General features: G+C 59.9%; 14 protein-coding genes. 9 read left to right on the top strand and 5 right to left on the bottom strand.

Going from position 1 to position 15,698, the window contains the following annotated elements; genetic code table 11:
- Positions 1 to 21: 21 nt before the first annotated feature.
- Both pobA and ACTWLJ_RS13360 read left to right on the top strand, forming a co-directional pair.
- Positions 22 to 1,215, top strand: coding sequence for a 4-hydroxybenzoate 3-monooxygenase (pobA, locus tag ACTWLJ_RS13365; protein WP_445181144.1), 1,194 nt, complete (start codon positions 22 to 24; stop codon positions 1,213 to 1,215).
- Positions 1,216 to 1,293: 78 nt separating this feature from the next.
- Positions 1,294 to 2,811: an MDR family MFS transporter gene (locus ACTWLJ_RS13360; RefSeq protein ID WP_445181143.1), complete on the top strand. Its 1,518-nt coding sequence runs from the start codon at positions 1,294 to 1,296 to the stop codon at positions 2,809 to 2,811.
- A 123-nt stretch (positions 2,812 to 2,934) separates the two neighbouring features.
- Here the strand turns inward: ACTWLJ_RS13360 and ACTWLJ_RS13355 are convergent, their stop codons facing one another.
- The 4 genes from ACTWLJ_RS13355 to ACTWLJ_RS13340 all read right to left on the bottom strand — a co-directional run bounded on the left by ACTWLJ_RS13355 (position 2,935) and on the right by ACTWLJ_RS13340 (position 6,967).
- Positions 2,935 to 3,783 carry a cache domain-containing protein gene (locus ACTWLJ_RS13355; RefSeq protein WP_445181142.1) on the bottom strand — a complete coding sequence of 283 codons (849 nt, stop codon included), beginning with the start codon at positions 3,781 to 3,783 and terminating at the stop codon, positions 2,935 to 2,937.
- A gap of 269 nt (positions 3,784 to 4,052) precedes the next feature.
- The gene (locus ACTWLJ_RS13350) at positions 4,053 to 4,910 is read right to left on the bottom strand and encodes an ATPase (RefSeq protein ID WP_445181141.1); all 858 of its coding nucleotides are present in this window, start codon (positions 4,908 to 4,910) and stop codon (positions 4,053 to 4,055) included.
- A gap of 116 nt (positions 4,911 to 5,026) precedes the next feature.
- On the bottom strand, positions 5,027 to 6,019 hold the full coding sequence (locus ACTWLJ_RS13345; RefSeq protein ID WP_445181140.1) for an NAD-dependent epimerase/dehydratase family protein: 993 nt from the start codon (positions 6,017 to 6,019) through the stop codon (positions 5,027 to 5,029).
- A gap of 54 nt (positions 6,020 to 6,073) precedes the next feature.
- Positions 6,074 to 6,967, bottom strand: coding sequence for a LysR family transcriptional regulator ArgP (locus ACTWLJ_RS13340; protein ID WP_445181139.1), 894 nt, complete (start codon positions 6,965 to 6,967; stop codon positions 6,074 to 6,076).
- Between the two features lie 97 nt (positions 6,968 to 7,064).
- Between ACTWLJ_RS13340 and ACTWLJ_RS13335 the strand changes: the two genes are divergently transcribed.
- The 5 genes from ACTWLJ_RS13335 (at position 7,065) to ACTWLJ_RS13315 (ending at position 12,882) form a co-directional block, all read left to right on the top strand.
- Positions 7,065 to 7,466: an ACT domain-containing protein gene (locus ACTWLJ_RS13335; RefSeq protein ID WP_445181138.1), complete on the top strand. Its 402-nt coding sequence runs from the start codon at positions 7,065 to 7,067 to the stop codon at positions 7,464 to 7,466.
- Between the two features lie 5 nt (positions 7,467 to 7,471).
- Positions 7,472 to 8,074 carry a LysE/ArgO family amino acid transporter gene (locus ACTWLJ_RS13330; protein WP_401214238.1) on the top strand — a complete coding sequence of 201 codons (603 nt, stop codon included), beginning with the start codon at positions 7,472 to 7,474 and terminating at the stop codon, positions 8,072 to 8,074.
- Positions 8,075 to 8,250: 176 nt separating this feature from the next.
- Positions 8,251 to 8,847, top strand: coding sequence for a superoxide dismutase (locus tag ACTWLJ_RS13325; protein ID WP_042560704.1), 597 nt, complete (start codon positions 8,251 to 8,253; stop codon positions 8,845 to 8,847).
- Between the two features lie 335 nt (positions 8,848 to 9,182).
- Positions 9,183 to 11,234: a putative bifunctional diguanylate cyclase/phosphodiesterase gene (locus ACTWLJ_RS13320; protein ID WP_445181137.1), complete on the top strand. Its 2,052-nt coding sequence runs from the start codon at positions 9,183 to 9,185 to the stop codon at positions 11,232 to 11,234.
- Positions 11,235 to 11,535: 301 nt separating this feature from the next.
- Complete coding sequence (locus ACTWLJ_RS13315; protein WP_445181136.1) at positions 11,536 to 12,882, top strand: imelysin family protein; 1,347 nt, start codon at positions 11,536 to 11,538, stop codon at positions 12,880 to 12,882.
- Here ACTWLJ_RS13315 and ACTWLJ_RS13310 read toward each other — a convergent pair.
- Complete coding sequence (locus tag ACTWLJ_RS13310) at positions 12,870 to 13,049, bottom strand: hypothetical protein (protein ID WP_445181135.1); 180 nt, start codon at positions 13,047 to 13,049, stop codon at positions 12,870 to 12,872. The genes ACTWLJ_RS13315 and ACTWLJ_RS13310 overlap by 13 nt on opposite strands.
- A 117-nt stretch (positions 13,050 to 13,166) precedes the next feature.
- On the opposite strand from ACTWLJ_RS13310, the gene ACTWLJ_RS13305 reads away from it, so the two are divergent.
- Positions 13,167 to 14,594: a di-heme oxidoreductase family protein gene (locus tag ACTWLJ_RS13305; protein WP_445181134.1), complete on the top strand. Its 1,428-nt coding sequence runs from the start codon at positions 13,167 to 13,169 to the stop codon at positions 14,592 to 14,594.
- A 27-nt stretch (positions 14,595 to 14,621) separates the two neighbouring features.
- Entirely contained in the window at positions 14,622 to 15,686 is a 1,065-nt protein-coding gene (locus tag ACTWLJ_RS13300) for an imelysin family protein (protein WP_445181133.1), read from the top strand.
- The last annotated feature ends 12 nt before the right edge of the window (positions 15,687 to 15,698 follow it).

Genomic DNA, 15,698 nt, shown 5'->3' with positions numbered 1-15,698 from the left:
AGCTTGCGAGTCATAAAAACAATGAAAACGCTGAAAACCAAAGTCGCCATCATCGGCGCCGGTCCGTCCGGTTTGTTGCTCGGCCAACTGCTGCACAACGCCGGCATCGACACCCTCATTCTCGAACGCCAGACACCCGAATATGTACTCGGACGAATTCGTGCCGGTGTGCTTGAACAAGGCATGGTAGAGCTGTTGCGCCAGGCTGGTGTGGGCGCACGCATGGACGCCGAAGGTCTGGTGCACGGCGGCTTCGACCTGGCACTCGACGGGCGTCAGGTACACATCGACCTGCAAGCGCTGACCGGCGGCAAAACCGTAATGATCTACGGCCAGACCGAGGTCACCCGTGACTTGATGGCCGCTCGTCGGGAGGCCGGGGGGTTGTCGTTTTATGAGGTGAGCAATGTCGTTCCCCACGGCATGAAAAGCGACGAAGCCTTTGTCACCTTCGAAAAGGACGGTGAAACCTGGCGCGTCGATTGCGATTACATCGCCGGTTGCGACGGCTTCCACGGCGTCGCTCGCCAGTCGATTCCCGAGGACTGCCTGAAAGTCTTCGAGCGGGTTTATCCGTTCGGCTGGCTGGGGATTCTTGCCGATACCCCACCCGTCCACGACGAACTGGTCTACGCCCGCCACCCACGTGGTTTCGCCCTGTGCAGCATGCGTTCGGCAACCCGGACGCGTTATTACCTGCAAGTGCCGGTCGAGGAAAACCTCGATGACTGGAGCGATCAACGCTTCTGGGACGAACTGAAAAGCCGCCTGCCGACCGACCTCGCGGCGAAACTGGTAACCGGTCCGTCGATTGAAAAAAGCATCGCGCCGCTGCGCAGTTTCGTTGTCGAGCCAATGCAGTACGGGCGGATGTTTCTGGTCGGCGACTCGGCGCACATCGTCCCGCCTACCGGCGCCAAGGGCCTGAATCTGGCGGCCAGTGATGTCAGTATCCTGTTCAATATTCTGCTGAAGGTGTACCGCGAAGGCCGTACTGACCTGCTGGAAAAATACTCGGAGATCTGCCTGCGCCGGGTGTGGAAGGCTGAACGGTTCTCCTGGTGGATGACCTCGATGCTGCATCGCTTTGACGAGCATGATGATTTCAGCCAGCGCATCAGTGCATCGGAACTCGACTACTTCGTCAGCTCGGAGGCCGGCAGAAAAACCATTGCAGAAAATTACGTCGGACTTCCGTATGAGGCTATCGAATAGCTTGCTACCGACTTACACTGGCGAGCATCCCCGCTCGCCTTGCGACCTGCGGGACCCACACTGCCGCAGGTTTTGCCCGTGACCAATCTCAATCACCCCGAAACGCCCAAACCGGCCATTCGCAGCGTGCTGGTCGCGTTGATGATGGCGATCTTTCTGGGGGCGCTGGATCAGACCATCGTCGCTGTATCGATGCCGGCCATCTCCGCGCAATTCAAGGATGTCAGCCTGCTGGCCTGGGTGATTTCCGGGTATATGGTGGCGATGACCGTGGCGGTGCCGATCTACGGCAAGCTCGGTGATTTGTACGGGCGGCGCAAACTGATGCTGTTCGGCATGGGCCTGTTCACTCTGGCATCGCTGTTCTGCGGCATGGCCCAGAGCATGGAACAACTGGTGCTGGCGCGCATCCTTCAGGGCATTGGTGCCGGCGGGATGATTTCGGTCAGTCAGGCGATCATCGGCGACATCGTGCCGCCGCGTGAACGTGGGCGCTATCAGGGCTATTTCAGCAGCATGTACGCGGTGGCCAGCGTCGCCGGCCCGGTGCTCGGCGGCTACATGACCGAATACCTGTCGTGGCGCTGGGTGTTCCTGATCAACCTGCCATTGGGCCTCGGCGCCTATTGGGTGGCCCGCCGCAACCTGGTGGGGCTGCCGATTCCGCAGCGCAAACCAATCATCGATTACTTGGGCACATTGCTGATGATCATCGGCCTGACCGCGTTGCTGCTTGGCATCACGCAAGTCGGCCAGGGTCACTCGTGGCGCAGCGGCGAAGTGCTTGGGTTGTTCGCTTGCGCCGTCGTGGTGCTGGCGGTGTTTGTCTGGCATGAGCGCCGGGCGCGGGAGCCGCTGCTGCCGATGCACCTGTTCACCAACCGCAACGCGCTGCTGTGCTGGTGCACGATTTTCTTCACCAGTTTCCAGGCCATCTCGTTGATCGTGCTGATGCCGTTGCGCTTTCAGAGCGTGACCGGCGCCGGGGCGGACGCAGCCGCTCTGCATCTGTTGCCACTGGCGATGGGCTTGCCGATTGGCGCGTATTTCGCCGGGCGGCGCACCTCGGTGACCGGGCGCTACAAGCCGCAGATTCTTGGCGGCGCGATCCTGATGCCGATCTCGATTATGGGCATGGCGTTCAGCCCGCCGAATGCAACGCTGGTGAGCAGTCTGTTCATGCTATTCAGCGGGATTGCCGGCGGCATGCAATTCCCGACCTCGCTGGTTGGCACCCAGAATTCGGTGGAGCAACGCGATATTGGCGTCGCCACCAGCACCACCAATCTGTTCCGCTCATTGGGCGGCGCAGTGGGTGTGGCGTTGATGTCGGCGCTGCTGCTGGCGCTGTTGCAGGATTCGAGTTTCGCGCATCTGGCGAGCAGTTCACTGGTCAGCGAAGGACACTCCGGCAACGTACTGCTGGATGGTCTGAATGCCGCACCGGGCGATGCACAGAATGCCTTGCGCGCTGAATTGCTGGTGACGTTCCGGCATCTGCTGATGGTCAGTGCGGCGATTTCGCTGCTGGGGCTGGCGGCGGCGATTGCCATGCCGAACAACCTGCTGCGTGGGCGTGAGCACTCGGCCAAATAGTCGAAACAACCCAGAACCTGTGGGAGCGGGCTTGCCCGCGATGGCGTAGTGTCAGTCAATACAACCTTGGCTGATCCACCGCTATCGCGGGCAAGCCCGCTCCCACAGGGGGAAGTGTTTCATTCAAGGGCTGTAATAGCCGACCGCAACCAGGAAGTGCCCGACCTTTTTCAGGTACGCATGCTTGTCTTCGATCTTGCCGGTCACCGGGTTCTTCCAGCGGTACTCGTATTCACCCTCATCCTGCTTGGCGATCAGCGCCAGAATCGGCTCGCCCACCGGTTTGCCTTCCGGGTCCTTGATCTTGCTGAAATCCGTGTTGATCAGCCGCAGATTGGTACCGTGCGCGACATAGCGCTGGGTATCCAGATCGACCACGAACACATACAGGTCATCCTGCAAATACCCGCCCTTCAGCGAATTGATCGCTGTCAGCGTGCCTTTTTCGTCTTTGCCCAGATCGGTGGCGGCTTTATCGAGCAGCGATTTGGCTTGCTCCGCCGAGGCTCGCGGCAAGTAATAACCGACCGCCAGAATCCGCTGACCGATGCGCTGATAGTAAACATGCTTGCGCTCGACCTTGCCGTCGGCCTGGTTTTTCCAGCGGTACTCGGTCTGCTGAATGCCGTTGCCTTCCGGGACTTTCAAGGCGTCCTTGAAGGCTTTCTGCAAGTCAGGATCAAGCACTTCACTGACGTCACGCCCGATCAGCGCGGATGACGGCCCGCCGCTGGCGAGCATCACCCCTTTAGTGTCGACCACGAACACGTAGCGATCCTTGTCGACAAATTCGCCCTGACGACTGAACGCGGCAAACGCCTTGTCACCGTTGTCGTGGTAGTAGGCCAGCGCTTTTTCCAGCAGGGCGATGGCGGCCTGACTGTCGTCCTTTGCCGCGACAGCCGCGTTGGCCTGGCCGAACCCCGCCAGCAACATCACGCCGAGCCAGGCAACCTTATGCAATAACCCCATAACGCATCCCTCGTTCTTGTTGGTGTTTCAAGAGCGTAGACGGGTTGGGGTTTTGCAGCGGTTGAAGATGAATCCGGAGGTTGCAGCGCTTTTGTGGTGAGGGGATTTATCCCCGTTCGGCGGCGCAGCCGTCGCAAACCGACGAGTCCGGTTTGCCTGAAAAATTGCGGTGACAGGGTTTGGGGCTGCTTCGCAGCCCAACGGGGATAAATCCCCTCACCACAAAAATCTCCACTGCACAGAAGCTCACCCAGCACAGAATTTAGGTACTAAGGACGGGCGTTGAGCTGTTGCTGCAAGTTCTGGATCTGCGCTTGCAGGGTGTTGATGGTACGGGTCATTTGCCCACGGAATGCATCAAACTCGGCAGTATTCCCACCACCACCCTGTGCGGCTGCCGGGCGGTTGTCCTGCTCGCTTTTGAGGACGATGATTTCCTGCTCCAGGCGCTCGACCGCAGCGCTCGGATTACCCTGTTTTTTCAACGCAGTGATGTCAGCGCCAAGGCTCTTGAATTGTGCGTCGAAGCTTTTGAGCTGGGCATCGACCTTGCTGGTATCGGCCGGGGCGTTTTTCACGCTCGCCAGTTCAGCACTCAAGGCTTTGACCTGCGCCTGCAATTGGGTGTTGGCGTTCTGCTGTTCGGTGGTCTGCGCGGTCATCTGTGCCAGACGCTTGTCCAGATCCGTCGCCTGTCCGGCCACGCCCTGCTGTTGTTTGCTCTGATCCTGCAGCTGGGTTTGCAGTTGTTTGATCTGCAATTTCAAGGCTTCGCTGTCGCTGCTGACATTCGACTGGCTCGCGACGACCTTGCCGGAAATGTCCTGCAAGCGCCCCGCCGCCTCTTCGCTGATCCGCGCGAAGCTTTCCTGAGTCGCGACCAATTGTTGCTCCATCAGCGAAATCTGCTGGAAGCTCCACCAGGCCAGACCGATAAAGGCAAAGAACAATGCGCCAACCAATGCCCACAACGGCCCGGTACTCGCCGACTTGACCTTGACCACTGGCGGCGTGCGCGAGTGCACGGTGGTGCGGGCGGTGGTCGGGAAGTCATCGTCGTCGAGGGTGTCGGCACGCAGGCTCGGTACATCATCGAAATCGTCGTTGGCATCGTTACGCATGGACATTGAGGCAACCTTTGTGAAACGCGGTGATGGCTGAATGCGGCGAAGTATAAACCCCGCGACCGCTGCGATTGACCCTCGACCTGCGGCGCGGTTCAGTGTTGGCCGACCAAGTGGTATCAGCGAATGTCCTGAGCCTTCCACCAGCCGCAGAATTCATCGAGCGCCGCCCACAGGCTGACTTTCGGATCGTAGTCCAGATAATGCCGGGCGCGACTGATGTCGAGGGTGAAATTTTTGTTCATCACCTGCATGCCCAGCCGTGACAGGGTCGGTTCCGGGCGTCCGGGCCAGAGTTTGCACGCACCCTCGTTGAGCGCCGCAACGCTGTAGGCCAGACCAAACGAGCGATGCCGCGTAACTTGCGGCACGTCCATTTTGCGCATCACATAATTGACCACATCCCACAGCGGTACCGGTGTGCCGTTGCTGATGTTGTAGGCCTTGCCCAACGCAGATCCGGCCGCCAGCAAACTGCTCAGCAACGCTTCGTTGAGGTTGTGCACGCTGGTGAAATCGACCTTGTTCAAGCCGTTGCCGATGATCGCCAACCGGCCTTTACGCTGCATGTTCAGCAGACGCGGGAAGATGCTCATGTCGCCGGCACCGGTAACGAAACGCGGGCGCAGGGCAATGGTTTCCAGACCGAACTCCTGCGCGCCGAAGACCTTTTGCTCGGCCAGATACTTGGTCGCCGCATAGTGATGTTTGAAACGTTTGGGCACTTGCTCTTCGGTCAGGCCAAGATGATCGCGGCCATCGAAGTAGATCGATGGCGACGACAGGTGCACCAGGCGCCGAACCCGTTGTTTCAGGCAGGCCTCGACCACGTTTTCGGTGACTTGCACGTTGCCCTGATGAAAGTCCTGATAGCGCCCCCACAGCCCAACGGCACCGGCGCAATGCACCACGGCTTCGACGTCGCGACAGAGTTCGCGGACCAGTTCCGGGTCGCTCAGATCGCCCTGAACAAACTCGGCGCCACGGCGCACCAGATGCTCGACGCCTTCGGCCCGACGGCCGTTGACCCGCACATCCAGGCCCTGCTCCAGGGCGAAGCGCGCAAAGCGTCCGCCAATGAAGCCGCTTGCGCCGGTGATCAGAATTTTCATGTAAAGCTCCGATGTCTTTCGTTTTGCGTAATGCGTGTGTCTTGACGCCGCCCGTCAATCCAACGGCACCAGCCATTGTGCCGAAGAACGTACCAATTGCTCGGTCAGCAGGGCCAACAACTGCCCGCCGTTGCGCCAATGATGCCAGTACAACGGCACATCTATCGGTTTATCTGGCAACAGTTCGAGCAATTCGCCACGCTCCAGTTGTTCGCGCACTTGCAGTTCCGGCACCAATCCCCAGCCCAGACCGGCTTCGATCAGGCGGATAAAACCTTCGGATGACGGACATAAATGGTGCTCGAAACCACCATCGACACCGAGGGAAGCAAGATAGCGATGCTGGAGAAAATCATCCGGGCCAAACACCAGCGCCGGGGTGCGCGGCAGTTGTTCGGCTTTTACGCCGTCCGGGAAATGCCGGGCAATGAAGGTCGGACTGGCGAGCGCCCGATAACGCATCGCCCCGAGCAACACGCTACGCGCCCCGGCGACCGGCCGTTCGCTGGCGCACAGGCAGGCGGCGACTTCACCGGCGCGCATGCGTTTGAGGCCGACGGTCTGGTCTTCAACGATCAGGTCCAGCAACAAATGTTGCTCGGCGCAGAAATCCCCCACGGCTTGCGCCCACCAGGTGGCGAGGCTGTCGGCATTCAGCGCGATGCGCAGGCGTTCCGGCAGCCCTTCTTCGTCCAGCGCCGGTACCAGCGATTGCAGATCCCGTTCGAGCAGGCGCACTTGCTGCACATGGTTGAGCAGACGCCGACCAATCTCGGTCGGCACTGGCGGTGTACCGCGCACCAGCACCGGTTGGCCGACTCGCGCCTCCAGCAGTTTGATCCGCTGGGAGATCGCCGATTGCGACAATCCCAGCACCTGCGCGGCCCGTTCGAATCCGGCCTGCTCGACCACGGCGGCGAGAGCAGAAAGCAGTTTGTAGTCGAACATCAGTTTTCCTAATGAGCGATCAGCATTATTGGTTTTTCTTATACAGCGTCTGACCGGAGAATAGCCAGCAAGCACTCTTTATCAAGGAACACCCCAAATGGCCGGCGAAACCTCACTGAACACCCTGCTGCGCAGCATGAGCCCGCAGCTCAACCCCGGCGAATACGTGTTCTGCACCTTGCGCGACGGGCAATTGCCGAATGGCCTGGAGATCGTCGGAAGTTTCCGCGAGCAGGAAGGTCTGACGGTGATTCTGGATCGGTCCCACGCCGAAAAGGCTGGTTTCAGCTTCGACTACGTTGCCGCGTGGATCACCTTGAACGTGCATTCAGCGTTGGAAGCGGTCGGTCTGACAGCCGCATTCGCCACCGCGCTGGGCAAGGCCGGAATCAGTTGCAACGTGATTGCCGGTTACTACCACGACCATTTATTTGTCGGCCAGGCCGACGCCGAGCGCGCCATGCAAGTGCTGCGCGATCTGGCAGCCAACGCGGAGTAATCAACATGTGGCAAAGCTATGTGAATGGCCTGTTGGTGGCTTTCGGGCTGATCATGGCGATCGGTACCCAGAACGCATTTGTGTTGGCGCAAAGCCTGCGTCGCGAACATCACTTGCCGGTTGCTGCGCTGTGCGTCGCCTGTGATGCACTGCTGGTGGCGGCCGGGGTTTTCGGTCTCGCCACCGTACTGGCGCAGAACCCGACACTGCTGGCGGTTGCGCGCTGGGGCGGCGCGGTGTTTTTGATCTGGTACGGCAGTCAGGCGCTGCGTCGGGCGTTTTCGAAGCAGAGCATGGCGCAGAACGAGAATCAGACCGTGCGTTCGTTGCGCGCAGTGATGCTCAGCGCACTGGCGGTGACGCTGCTCAATCCGCACGTTTATCTGGATACCGTGTTGCTGATCGGTTCGCTCGGTGCCCAGCAATCGGTGCCGGGGGCTTATGTGGTGGGCGCGGCGAGCGCTTCGCTGCTGTGGTTTTTCACCCTGGCGCTGGGTGCGGCGTGGCTGGCCCCTTGGTTGGCAAGGCCGAGCACATGGCGGATTCTCGATCTGCTGGTGGCCGTGATGATGTTCACCGTGGCCGGACAATTGATTATCGCCAGCTGATTTATTCCAATAGGCTCTGGAACCTCTATCCCACACAGTTGTTGCGTGGTTATGCCGCACCCCCGGTGCTATGATCCGAACCCTGCGCCGCAAAGAGTAAAAACTCGCCGGTGCATTTCTGGCCGCCCGTGATCGGCCTTGCGCTCACCGCAACTGACCTGATTAGGAGAATCATCATGGCTTTCGAATTGCCGCCGCTGCCTTACGCACACGATGCCCTGCAGCCGCACATTTCCAAGGAAACCCTGGAGTTCCACCACGACAAGCACCACAACACCTATGTCGTGAACCTGAACAACCTGGTGCCAGGCACCGAGTTCGAAGGCAAGACTCTGGAAGAAATCGTCAAGACTTCCTCGGGCGGTATCTTCAACAACGCCGCTCAGGTCTGGAACCACACCTTCTACTGGAACTGCCTGGCGCCAAACGCCGGCGGTCAACCAACCGGCGCGCTGGCTGAAGCCATCAACGCAGCCTTCGGTTCGTTCGACAAGTTCAAAGAAGAATTCAGCAAAACCTCGATCGGCACCTTCGGTTCCGGCTGGGGCTGGCTGGTGAAAAAGGCTGACGGTTCCCTGGCTCTGGCCAGCACCATCGGCGCCGGCAATCCGCTGACCAGCGGCGACACCCCGCTGCTGACCTGCGACGTCTGGGAACACGCTTACTACATCGACTACCGCAACGTTCGTCCGAAGTATGTCGAAGCGTTCTGGAACCTGGTCAACTGGAAGTTCGTTGCTGAGCAGTTCGAAGGCAAAACCTTCACCGCTTAAGCTACGCGCCAGACAAAAAACCCGGCCATGTGCCGGGTTTTTTATGCTTTTGATTTAGGGATCGCATTTATCCCACAGCAAATGCAGCCTCAGGCGGCTTGCTGCCTTCGCATGGCGGGCTAACATCAATCAGAGGAAATATTCTTCAGATCCCCTCAAGTTGGAGGCAGAAACTACCGAAACAGTACGAATAGGGCAAATACTCCAGTCAGCAGCATATTGGCCAAGCCCGAAGGCAATTTCCCCCGGGCCTGATTGTCCCTTTGACTGCCAACACCGGATTGCCAATACTCATGGCAACTTGACGCTACCCGCACGGATTAAGGAATAACCCTTTGAAGCTGGAACTCAAGAACAGCTTGTCGGTGAAGTTGCTCCGGGTCGTGCTCCTGTCGGCATTGATCGTTGGCGTGGTCTTGAGCTGCGCGCAGATTGTGTTTGACGCCTATAAAACCCGTCAGGCCGTTGCCAACGACGCCGAACGCATCCTCGACATGTTCCGCGATCCCTCGACTCAGGCCGTGTACAGCCTCGACCGGGAGATGGGCATGCAGGTGATCGAAGGCCTGTTTCAGGATGACGCCGTGCGTCAGGCCTCCATCGGCCATCCCAATGAAGCCATGCTCGCGCAAAAGTCCCGCGACTTGCAGCAGTCCAGCAGCCGCTGGCTGACCGACCTGATTCTTGGACAGGAACGCACCTTCACCACGCAACTGGTGGGTCGCGGCCCTTACAGCGAGTATTACGGCGACCTGAGCATCACCCTCGACACCGCCACGTACGGGCAAGGTTTTATCGTCAGCTCGGTGATCATCTTCATTTCCGGGGTGCTTCGCGCACTGGCCATGGGGCTGGTGCTGTATCTGGTCTATCACTGGCTGCTGACCAAACCGCTGTCGCGAATCATCGAGCACCTGACTGAAATCAATCCGGACCGCCCCAGCGAACACAAGATTCCACAGCTCAAGGGCCATGAGAAAAACGAGTTAGGCATCTGGATCAACACCGCCAACCAATTGCTCGAGTCCATCGAACGCAATACCCACCTGCGCCACGAAGCGGAAAACAGCCTGCTGCGCATGGCCCAGTACGACTTTTTGACCGGCCTGCCGAACCGGCAGCAATTGCAGCAGCAACTGGACAAAATTCTGGTCGATGCCGGCAAGCTGCAACGGCGGGTCGCGGTGTTGTGCGTGGGGCTGGATGATTTCAAAGGCATCAACGAGCAATTCAGCTACCAGACTGGCGACCAGTTGTTGCTGGCCCTGGCGGATCGACTGCGTGCCCACAGCGGACGCCTCGGCGCCCTCGCCCGTCTTGGCGGCGACCAGTTCGCACTGGTTCAGGCCGACATCGAACAGCCTTACGAAGCGGCGGAACTGGCGCAAAGCATTCTTGATGATCTGGAAGCGGCGTTCGCCCTCGATCATCAGGAGATCCGCCTGCGTGCGACCATCGGCATCACCCTGTTCCCCGAGGACGGCGACAGCACCGAGAAGCTGTTGCAGAAGGCCGAACAGACCATGACGCTGGCCAAGACCCGCTCGCGCAATCGCTATCAGTTCTACATCGCCAGCGTCGACAGCGAGATGCGCCGACGCCGCGAACTGGAAAAAGACCTGCGCGATGCGCTGTTGCGCGATCAGTTCTACCTCGTCTATCAACCGCAGATCAGCTACCGCGATCACCGTGTGGTCGGCGTCGAGGCGTTGATTCGCTGGCAACATCCGGAGCACGGTCTGGTGCCGCCGGATCTGTTCATTCCACTGGCAGAACAGAACGGCACGATCATCGCCATCGGCGAATGGGTACTGGATCAGGCGTGCAAGCAATTGCGCGAATGGCACGATCAAGGCTTTGCCGATCTGCGCATGGCGGTCAACCTGTCCACCGTGCAGTTGCACCACGCCGAGCTGCCACGGGTGGTCAACAACCTGTTGCAGATCTACCGTTTGCCGCCGCGCAGCCTTGAGCTGGAAGTTACCGAGACCGGCCTGATGGAAGACATCAGCACCGCCGCCCAGCATCTGCTGAGTCTGCGCCGTTCTGGGGCACTGATCGCCATCGACGACTTCGGCACCGGGTATTCGTCGCTGAGTTATCTGAAAAGTCTGCCGCTGGACAAGATCAAGATCGACAAGAGCTTCGTTCAGGATCTGCTGGATGACGACGACGATGCGACCATCGTGCGCGCCATCATCCAGTTGGGCAAAAGCCTCGGCATGCAGGTGATTGCCGAGGGTGTGGAAACCGCCGAGCAGGAGTCGTACATCATCTCCGAAGGCTGTCACGAAGGTCAGGGTTACCACTACAGCAAACCACTGCCAGCCCGTGAATTGACCGCCTACCTGAAACAGGCCCAGCGCAGCAACGCGGCGATCCTCTAAAACAACGCAGCCCTGAGCGGGCAACACCCTGTGGCGAGGGAGCTCGCTCCCGCTCGGCTGCGCAGCAGTCGTAATCAAAACAACGCGATCGTTCATTCGAAACCGAGTCGCAAGTTCAGGGGCGGCTTCGCCACCCAGCGGGAGCAAGCGCCCTCGCCACAGGGCTACACGTCCTGCGCCGCGTAAATAAGAAATATTTCCAGCCACAACCCTTTACACATAATGCGAAAGATTTGCATTATGTCGCAGCTTTGCGCACCCCCGCGCCTGTCCATTCAATTACCGAAGCAGGATGTTCGCCATGATTCGTATGCCTCTGGCTACCGCCAGTCTGCTGGCCATCGCTATTTCCCTCGCCGGTTGCGGCGAAGGCAAAGACAAGGCTGCCGCTCCGGCCACGCCGACTCCAGCCGCCAGCACCACCGCACCTGCGGCTGCTCCTGCCGCTGCCGGTAAAGTCGACGAAGCCGCCGCCAAGGCTGTGGTCGCGCACTACGCCGACATGGTCTTCGCCGTTTACAGCGATGCCGAATCCACCGCGAAAACCCTGCAAACCGCAGTCGACGCATTCCTCGCCAAGCCAAACGCCGACACCCTGAAAGCCGCTCGCGCTGCCTGGGTTGCCGCTCGCGTTCCATACCTGCAGAGCGAAGTGTTCCGCTTCGGTAACACCATCATCGACGATTGGGAAGGTCAGGTTAACGCCTGGCCGCTGGACGAAGGCCTGATCGACTACGTCGACAAATCCTACGAACACGCACTGGGCAACCCGGGCGCTACCGCCAACATCATTGCCAACACTGAAGTTCAGGTCGGCGAAGACAAGGTCGATGTCAAAGACATCACCCCGGAAAAACTCGCCAGCCTGAACGAGCTGGGCGGTTCCGAAGCCAACGTTGCGACTGGCTACCACGCCATCGAATTCCTGCTCTGGGGCCAGGACCTGAACGGCACCGGCCCGGGCGCTGGCAACCGTCCTGCTTCCGACTACCTCGAAGGCGCCGGCGCTACTGGCGGTCACAACGACCGTCGTCGTGCCTACCTGAAAGCCGTGACCCAACTGCTGGTCAGCGACCTGGAAGAAATGGTCGGTAACTGGAAGCCGAACGTGGCTGACAACTACCGCGCCACGCTGGAAGCCGAGCCAGGCGAAACCGGTCTGCGCAAAATGCTTTTCGGCATGGGCAGCCTGTCGCTGGGTGAACTGGCGGGCGAGCGCATGAAGGTGTCTCTGGAAGCGAACTCGCCAGAAGACGAACAGGATTGCTTCAGCGACAACACGCACAACTCGCACTTCTACGACGCCAAAGGCATTCGTAACGTGTATCTGGGCGAATACACCCGCACCGACGGCACCAAAATGACCGGCGCCAGCCTGTCGTCGCTGGTGGCCAAGGCCGATCCGGCTGCCGACACCGCGCTGAAAGCTGATCTGGCTGCTACCGAAGCCAAGATCCAGGTCATGGTCGATCACGCCAACAAGGGTGAGCACTACGACCAACTGATCGCTGCCGGCAACACCGCTGGCAACCAGATCGTGCGCGACGCTATCGCATCGCTGGTCAAGCAGACCGGTTCGATCGAAGCCGCTGCCGGCAAACTGGGCATCAGCGACCTGAACCCGGACAACGCTGATCACGAGTTCTGATCAACACCGTTCGATAAAAAGGCGACCTCCGGGTCGCCTTTTTCATTCCAGCCAAACATAAAACCCTGTGGGAGCGAGCTTGCTCGCGAAGGCGGCATCTGGCGCAACACCTGCAGCGCGACGAACACCGCTTTCGCGAGCAAGCTCGCTCTCACAGGTTTATGCATCGAACTTCAGGCATGTGAGCCCTGTTCCATATCAAGCAAACGATAATTCCTCTTATTCAAACCCCCTCGCCCTGTTAGACTTTGCGCCTTTATTTTTGCCCGTCCGCAGGATGTCTGATGCCCTCGCTGCCTCTTCGCTTGTCCGCACTGTTTCTGGCCCTGGGCCTGAGTGCCTGCGATGACGCCCCGCGTTTTACCAAGGCCGAGCCCGGTGAAGCGCGTTCCGGCGGTGCGACGACCGTGCGCAAGACTGATCAGAATGCGTTCTCCCTGCCGTCGGCCAACCTGCCGCCGTCACGTCGGGTCGACTTCAGCGTCGGCAACAGCTTCTTCCGCAGCCCGTGGGTGATCGCCCCATCGACCACCACCGCCCGCGATGGCCTCGGCCCGCTGTTCAATACCAACGCCTGCCAGAACTGCCACATCAAGGACGGTCGCGGTCATCCGCCAACGCCTGATGCAGCGAATGCGGTGTCGATGCTGGTACGACTGTCGATTCCCGATGCGCCGGAGTTCGCCAGGCTCATCGAGCACGTCGGCGTGGTGCCGGAGCCTGTTTACGGCGGCCAGTTTCAGGACATGGCCGTGCCGGGCGTGACCCCGGAAGGCAAGGTACGGGTGGAATACACGCCCGTGCCGGTCCGCTTCAAGGACGGCACCGAAGTCGAACTGCGCAAACCATCGTTGCAGTTCAGCCAACTCGGTTACGGCCCGATGCACCCGGACACGCGTTTCTCTGCGCGAGTCGCCCCGCCGATGATCGGCCTCGGCCTGCTTGAAGCGATCCCGGAACAGGCGATTCTCGACAACGCCACCGCGCAAGCCAAAGAGAAAAACGGCATCGCCGGACGCGTGAACCGGGTCTGGGACGACGAGCTACAGAAGACCGTGGTGGGCAGATTTGGCTGGAAAGCCGGACAACCGAACCTCAATCAACAAAATGTTCACGCGTTTTCTGGTGATATGGGCCTCACCACCAGCCTGAGACCGTTCGATGACTGCACCGATGCGCAGATCGCCTGCAAACAGGCACCGAACGGCAATGGTCCGAACGGCGAGCCGGAAGTCAGCGACAACATTTTGCGTCTGGTGCTGTTCTATACCCGCAACCTCGCCGTACCGGCACGTCGTGGCATCAACGACGCACAAGTGCTGGCCGGCAAGAACCTGTTTTTCCAGGCCGGTTGCCAGTCTTGCCACACCCCCAAATACACCACGGTCGCCAACGCGGCTGAACCTGAACTGGCCAATCAAGTGATTCGCCCGTACAGCGATTTGCTGCTGCACGACATGGGCGAAGGGCTGGCCGATCACCGCAGCGAATTTCAGGCCTCCGGCCGCGACTGGCGCACGCCGCCGTTGTGGGGCATCGGCCTGACCCAGGCGGTCAGCGGTCACACCCAGTTCTTGCATGACGGCCGCGCCCGCAATCTGCTCGAAGCCGTGCTTTGGCATGGCGGCGAAGCGCAAGCGGCGCAGCAACAGGTTTTGTCTTTCAATGCCGAGCAGCGTGCCGCGCTGCTGGCGTTTTTGAACTCACTTTAAACACTGATAAAGAATCGGGAGCCCGACATGTTCCGTCCCAAGTTGTTGTTCACCAGCCTTGCTGCGCTCGCCCTCGGCGCTTGCTCGCCACAGGACCCGCAAGCCGTTACTTCGGCAGCCATCGCCAAATCGGTGATCCTGCCGACCTACACCCGCTGGGTCGAAGCCGACAAGCAACTGGCGGTCAGCGCCCTCGCCTACTGCCAGGGCAAGGAAACCCTGGAAACCGCTCGCGCCGACTTCCTACACGCACAGAAAGCCTGGGCCGAGCTGCAACCATTGCTGATCGGTCCGTTGGCCGAAGGCAACCGTTCGTGGCAGGTGCAGTTCTGGCCCGACAAGAAAAACCTCGTCGGCCGTCAGGTCGAGCAACTGGTAATCGCGCAGCCGCAGATCGATGCCGCAGCATTGGCCAAATCCAGCGTGGTGGTTCAGGGTCTGTCGGCTTACGAATACATCCTGTTCGACGCCAAGCCTGACGTCGCCAACGATGCGCAGAAAGCCAAATACTGCCCGCTGCTGATCGCCATCGGCGAACGTCAGAAGCAACTCGCCGAAGAGATTCTGCAGAGCTGGAACAACACCGACGGCATGCTTGCGCAGATGACCAAGTTCCCGAACCAGCGCTACGCCGATTCCCACGAAGCGATTGCCGATCTGCTGCGCGTGCAGGTCACCGCACTCGATACCCTGAAGAAAAAACTCGGCACGCCGATGGGCCGCCAGAGCAAAGGCGTACCGCAGCCGTTCCAGGCTGATGCATGGCGCAGCCAGTCGTCGCTGGCGGCACTGGAGGCGAGCCTGGCCGCGGCCAAAACCGTTTGGGAAGGCGTCGACAACAAAGGCCTGCGCAACTTGTTGCCAGCCGAGCAGAAGCCGTTGGCCGACAAGATCGATGCCGCTTACGCCGCGTCGCTGAAACTGTTCGACAGCACTCAGCGCTCGCTCGGCGAAATGCTCGAAGACGATGCCGGTCGCCAGCAACTCAACGATATCTACGACAGCCTCAACGTCGTCCATCGCCTGCACGAAGGCGAACTGGCCAAGGCGCTGGGCATTCAACTGGGCTTCAACGCCAACGACGGTGACTGATGAGGGCAAGTG

The organism is Pseudomonas sp. McL0111 (genome assembly GCF_052567255.1).
This window is presented reverse-complemented; position numbering and strand designations above follow the sequence as displayed.

What these genes read in the sequence shown, in the direction of transcription:
- ACTWLJ_RS13335 (WP_445181138.1), top strand. Translation starts at nt 7,065, where the DNA reads ATGGCCGGCGAAACCTCACTGAACACCCTGCTGCGCAGCATGAGCCCG.
- ACTWLJ_RS13315 (WP_445181136.1), top strand. Translation starts at nt 11,536, where the DNA reads ATGATTCGTATGCCTCTGGCTACCGCCAGTCTGCTGGCCATCGCTATT.
- ACTWLJ_RS13340 (WP_445181139.1), bottom strand. Translation starts at nt 6,967, where the DNA reads ATGTTCGACTACAAACTGCTTTCTGCTCTCGCCGCCGTGGTCGAGCAG.
- ACTWLJ_RS13350 (WP_445181141.1), bottom strand. Translation starts at nt 4,910, where the DNA reads ATGTCCATGCGTAACGATGCCAACGACGATTTCGATGATGTACCGAGC.
- ACTWLJ_RS13325 (WP_042560704.1), top strand. Translation starts at nt 8,251, where the DNA reads ATGGCTTTCGAATTGCCGCCGCTGCCTTACGCACACGATGCCCTGCAG.
- ACTWLJ_RS13305 (WP_445181134.1), top strand. Translation starts at nt 13,167, where the DNA reads ATGCCCTCGCTGCCTCTTCGCTTGTCCGCACTGTTTCTGGCCCTGGGC.
- ACTWLJ_RS13310 (WP_445181135.1), bottom strand. Translation starts at nt 13,049, where the DNA reads ATGCATAAACCTGTGAGAGCGAGCTTGCTCGCGAAAGCGGTGTTCGTC.
- ACTWLJ_RS13300 (WP_445181133.1), top strand. Translation starts at nt 14,622, where the DNA reads ATGTTCCGTCCCAAGTTGTTGTTCACCAGCCTTGCTGCGCTCGCCCTC.
- ACTWLJ_RS13345 (WP_445181140.1), bottom strand. Translation starts at nt 6,019, where the DNA reads ATGAAAATTCTGATCACCGGCGCAAGCGGCTTCATTGGCGGACGCTTT.
- ACTWLJ_RS13330 (WP_401214238.1), top strand. Translation starts at nt 7,472, where the DNA reads ATGTGGCAAAGCTATGTGAATGGCCTGTTGGTGGCTTTCGGGCTGATC.
- pobA (WP_445181144.1), top strand. Translation starts at nt 22, where the DNA reads ATGAAAACGCTGAAAACCAAAGTCGCCATCATCGGCGCCGGTCCGTCC.
- ACTWLJ_RS13355 (WP_445181142.1), bottom strand. Translation starts at nt 3,783, where the DNA reads ATGGGGTTATTGCATAAGGTTGCCTGGCTCGGCGTGATGTTGCTGGCG.